Genomic DNA, 3,489 nt, shown 5'->3' on the forward strand with positions numbered 1-3,489 from the left:
CTTTTGGCCGCTCTCCTCGCCGCCCTCCGACAGGCAATCCTCACCCCGATCAGCCAAGCCAGCGTCCCGACAGGCCGCACCCTGCTCGCAGGGGCGACAGCCTGAAGACGTTGTTCAAGGCCGACTAATAAGTCTCTTCTGCCGCATAGCGCTGGTCCTGGCCATGAGCGCGCCTCCCGCGCCCTCAGCCCAGCGCCCCCCGCAGCCACGTCACGAATTCCCGCCCCGCCCCCGTCTCCACACTGTCGGAGAACGGCACCGCCCCCCATCGCTCCGGCAGGGTCGTGAAGCCGCAGGGCGCCACCAGCCGCCCGGCCGCCACATCCTCCGCCACCAGCCGCTGCTCGGCCACGGCCACGCCCAGCCCGGCCAGCGCCGCCCCGATGCACAGATGTGTGTGAGGAAACCGCAACTCCTCCTCCCAGGCGGCGGCGCGCCCGGATTCCGCCGCCCACCCGTCCCAGGCCCGGCCCGTATGCTCATGCGCGATCCGCACCGCCATCCGCAGCCGCCCCGCCTCCACCCGGACCGGATAGCCGGGCGCGCAGACCGGCCCCACCGCCACCGGGCCGAGCAGGATCGCCCGCGCCTGGTCGGCGGGCGGATAGGAGCCCCGGTCCCAGGCGATCACCAGCGCCGCCCCCTCGAACCGCACCTCCCGCGCCGTGGTCATGGAAAGCCGCAGCCGCACCCCCGGATGCCGCTGGTGGAACTCGCCCAGCCTCGGCACCAACCAGCGCATGGCGAAGGTCGCGCTGCACGCCACATGCACCGCCGGCCCCCGCGCCTCCTCCAGCAGCCGCGCCCAGCCGCCCTCCAGCCCGTCCAGCGCCTCCGCCACCACGCGCAGCAGCGCCTCGCCGCGCGCGTTCAGGCGCAGCCCCGTCCCCGCCTTGTCGAACAGCGCGCAGCCCGCTGCCTCCTGCAAGCTGCGGATCTGCCGGCTCACCGCCCCATGCGTGCGCCCCAGCTCCGCCGCGGCCCGCGTGACGGAGCCCAGCCGGGCCGTGGCCTCGAAGGCCCGCAGCGTGGACAGGGGCGGCAACTGGCGCAGGACCGGACCTCCGTGATCTTTCCGCACAGATCGGCGACAACTATTCGATATGCCGCCCCCGGCACCTCGTCTAGCAACGCCCTGTCACGGGAGACGGAGCGCACCGCCATGGCCGCCATCGCCACGATCGAGGAACTGGAACGCATCTACGGCGAGTTCGGCGCCGTCGGAGAGGCCTCGACCGCCAAGGTCGCCGGCCACATCACCCCGCAATACCGCCGTTTCATCGAGGCCGCGCCCTTCCTGGCCCTGGCCACCTGCGGGCCGGAGGGGCTGGACTGTTCCCCGCGCGGCGACAGGACGGGCTTCGTCCGCATCGCCGATCCCGGCACGCTCCTGCTGCCCGACCGCCGCGGCAACAACCGCATCGACAGCCTGCGCAACGTGGTCCGCGACCCGCGCGTCGGGCTGATGTTCCTGATCCCCGGCATCGGCAACGCCATGCGCGTGAACGGCCGCGCCACCATCGACGACGATCCCGCTTTGCTCGAATCCTTCGCCGTGGAGGGCAAGGCGCCGCGGACCGTGATGGTGATCCGGGTGACGGAAGTCTATTTCCAGTGCGCCCGCGCGATCATCCGCTCCGGCCTCTGGCGCCAGGACAGCCAGGTCGATCCCAGGACCCTGCCCACCCCCGGCCAGATCCTGGCGGAGATGAGCCAGGGCCGGGTCGGCGGCGAGGCCTATGACAACGGTTGGGCCGAGCGCGCCCGCCAGACCATGTGGTAGGGCTCCCGCCGCCCCAATGGCTGGCCCCGGCCGCAGCGCGTCAGCCCGGAACGCCCCGCCCATGCGGGGCCGCAGGGCGCCCCGGCGGCCTCAGCCGAGCACGCCGGTCCGGTACAGCGTCACCCGCAGCCCCCCATGCGGCACCGGCGCCTCCGCCGGCAGGAAAGGCAGCCCCGTGGCATGGGCCAGCCGCGCCTCGCTGGTCACCATCCCCACGCGCCAGCCGGCGAAGCGCTGCCGCAGCACCTGCCCGAGCGTCTGGTACAGCGGCAGCAGCGCCCCCCGCTCGCCGAGCCGCCCACCATAGGGCGGGTTCACCATCACCAGCCCCGGCACGGCCCCTTCCGGCACCTCCAGCGCGCCGATCGGCCCCTGGTGGAAACGCGTGAACGCCGCCACCCCGGCGCGCTCCGCATTGGCGCGGCTCATCGCCACCGCCCCGGCATCCCGGTCGCTGCCGAAGCAAAGGGCCGCCGGCTCCCGCGCGCTCCTCACCGCCCGCATCGCCGCCCAGGCCTCCGCGTCGAAGCTCGCCAGCTTCTCGAAGGCGAAGGAGCGCCCCCGCCCGGGGTTCAGCCGTGCCGCGATCTCCGCCGCCTCGATCACGAAGGTGCCGGAGCCGCACATCGGGTCCACCACGCTCTCGCCGCCGGTGAAGCCGCATTGCCGCAGGAACAGCGAGGCCAGCGTTTCCCGCATCGGCGCCGCATTCACCTCGGGCTTGAAGCCGCGCCGGTGCAGCGGCTCGCCGGATGTATCGAGGCTGATCGTGCAGACATCCCGCTCGATCCGCACCCGCACCACGAGTTCCGCCTCGTCGGAGGCCGGCGCCCCCACCGTCTCGTGGATGGCCCGCGCGATCCGTTCCGCCGCCGCGCCGCTGTGATAGATGCGCGACCCGGCGCAGGAGGCCTCGACCCGGAAGGGCACGTCCGGCCGCAGCACCGGCCCCCATTCCACCCGCCGCGCCCGCGCGTCGAGCTGGGCGAGATGCGTCACGCGGAACGTGTCCAGCCGCGCCAGCACCCGCCCCGCGCCGCGGACCCACAGGTTGGCGCGCCACACCTCCGGCCAGCCGCCCCGGATCGTCACGCCCCCCGGCACCGCTTTGGCCTGCCTGAACCCCTTGCCGCGCACCTCGTCGTGGAGCACCGCCTCCAGCCCCGGCGGGGCCGCCAGGAAGATCTCGAAATCCTGGTCCTTGGTCATCTCGTCCGCCAAAGGGGAAGCATCGGGAAGGCGCGGTCCGCAAGCGCCACCCCCTCCTCCTACCACCCCGGGAAAGGCGCGCCCATCGCGCCCCGGTCCGGCGCATCCTGCCCGGCGCCTCCTGCCCGGCGCCGTCCGCGCGCCCGGCTTCCGCATCGCAGCGCTGGCCTTCTGCCCGCCGGGGAGGCAGGATCGGGCCCGGATGACCCTGCTTCCCCAAACCGAGGAGGACGACGAGGCCGAGCGCATCGCCGCCTGGCTCGCCGCCCGGCCGCATTTCCTGGCCGAGCGTCCCGCCCTCTACCGCCGCCTGGAACCGCCCCGCCGCGTGCATGGGGAAAGGCTGGCCGACCACATGGCGGCGATGCTGGCCGCCGAGCGCCATGCCCTGCGCGACACCGCCCGCGCCGCCCGCTCCGGCGACAGCCTCGCCACCCGTGTCCAGGGCGCCGTGCTGGCGCTGATCGGCTCGCACGATCCGGCCGAGACCATCGCCC

The 3,489-nt window shown here is 74.0% G+C and carries 4 protein-coding genes; 2 read left to right on the forward strand and 2 right to left on the reverse strand.

Going from position 1 to position 3,489, the window contains the following annotated elements; all coding sequences use genetic code 11:
- Positions 1–184 precede the first annotated feature (184 nt).
- Complete coding sequence (locus tag ROTAS13_RS21300; RefSeq protein WP_019461021.1) at positions 185–1,045, reverse strand: LysR substrate-binding domain-containing protein; 861 nt, start codon at positions 1,043–1,045, stop codon at positions 185–187.
- Positions 1,046–1,066: 21 nt separating this feature from the next.
- Here ROTAS13_RS21300 and ROTAS13_RS21305 point away from each other — a divergent pair, with 21 nt between their 5' ends.
- Entirely contained in the window at positions 1,067–1,783 is a 717-nt protein-coding gene (locus ROTAS13_RS21305; RefSeq protein WP_371329214.1) for a pyridoxamine 5'-phosphate oxidase family protein, read from the forward strand.
- A 90-nt stretch (positions 1,784–1,873) separates the two neighbouring features.
- Here the strand turns inward: ROTAS13_RS21305 and ROTAS13_RS21310 are convergent, their stop codons facing one another.
- Entirely contained in the window at positions 1,874–2,992 is a 1,119-nt protein-coding gene (locus ROTAS13_RS21310; RefSeq protein ID WP_075823337.1) for a class I SAM-dependent RNA methyltransferase, read from the reverse strand.
- A gap of 202 nt (positions 2,993–3,194) precedes the next feature.
- Between ROTAS13_RS21310 and ROTAS13_RS21315 the strand changes: the two genes are divergently transcribed.
- The coding region (locus ROTAS13_RS21315) for a hypothetical protein (protein ID WP_371329215.1) at positions 3,195–3,489 on the forward strand (295 nt) is incomplete at its 3' end.

The organism is Roseomonas sp. TAS13 (assembly GCF_001950415.1).
In the GTDB taxonomy this organism is placed as follows: Bacteria; Pseudomonadota; Alphaproteobacteria; order Acetobacterales; family Acetobacteraceae; genus Roseomonas; species Roseomonas mucosa.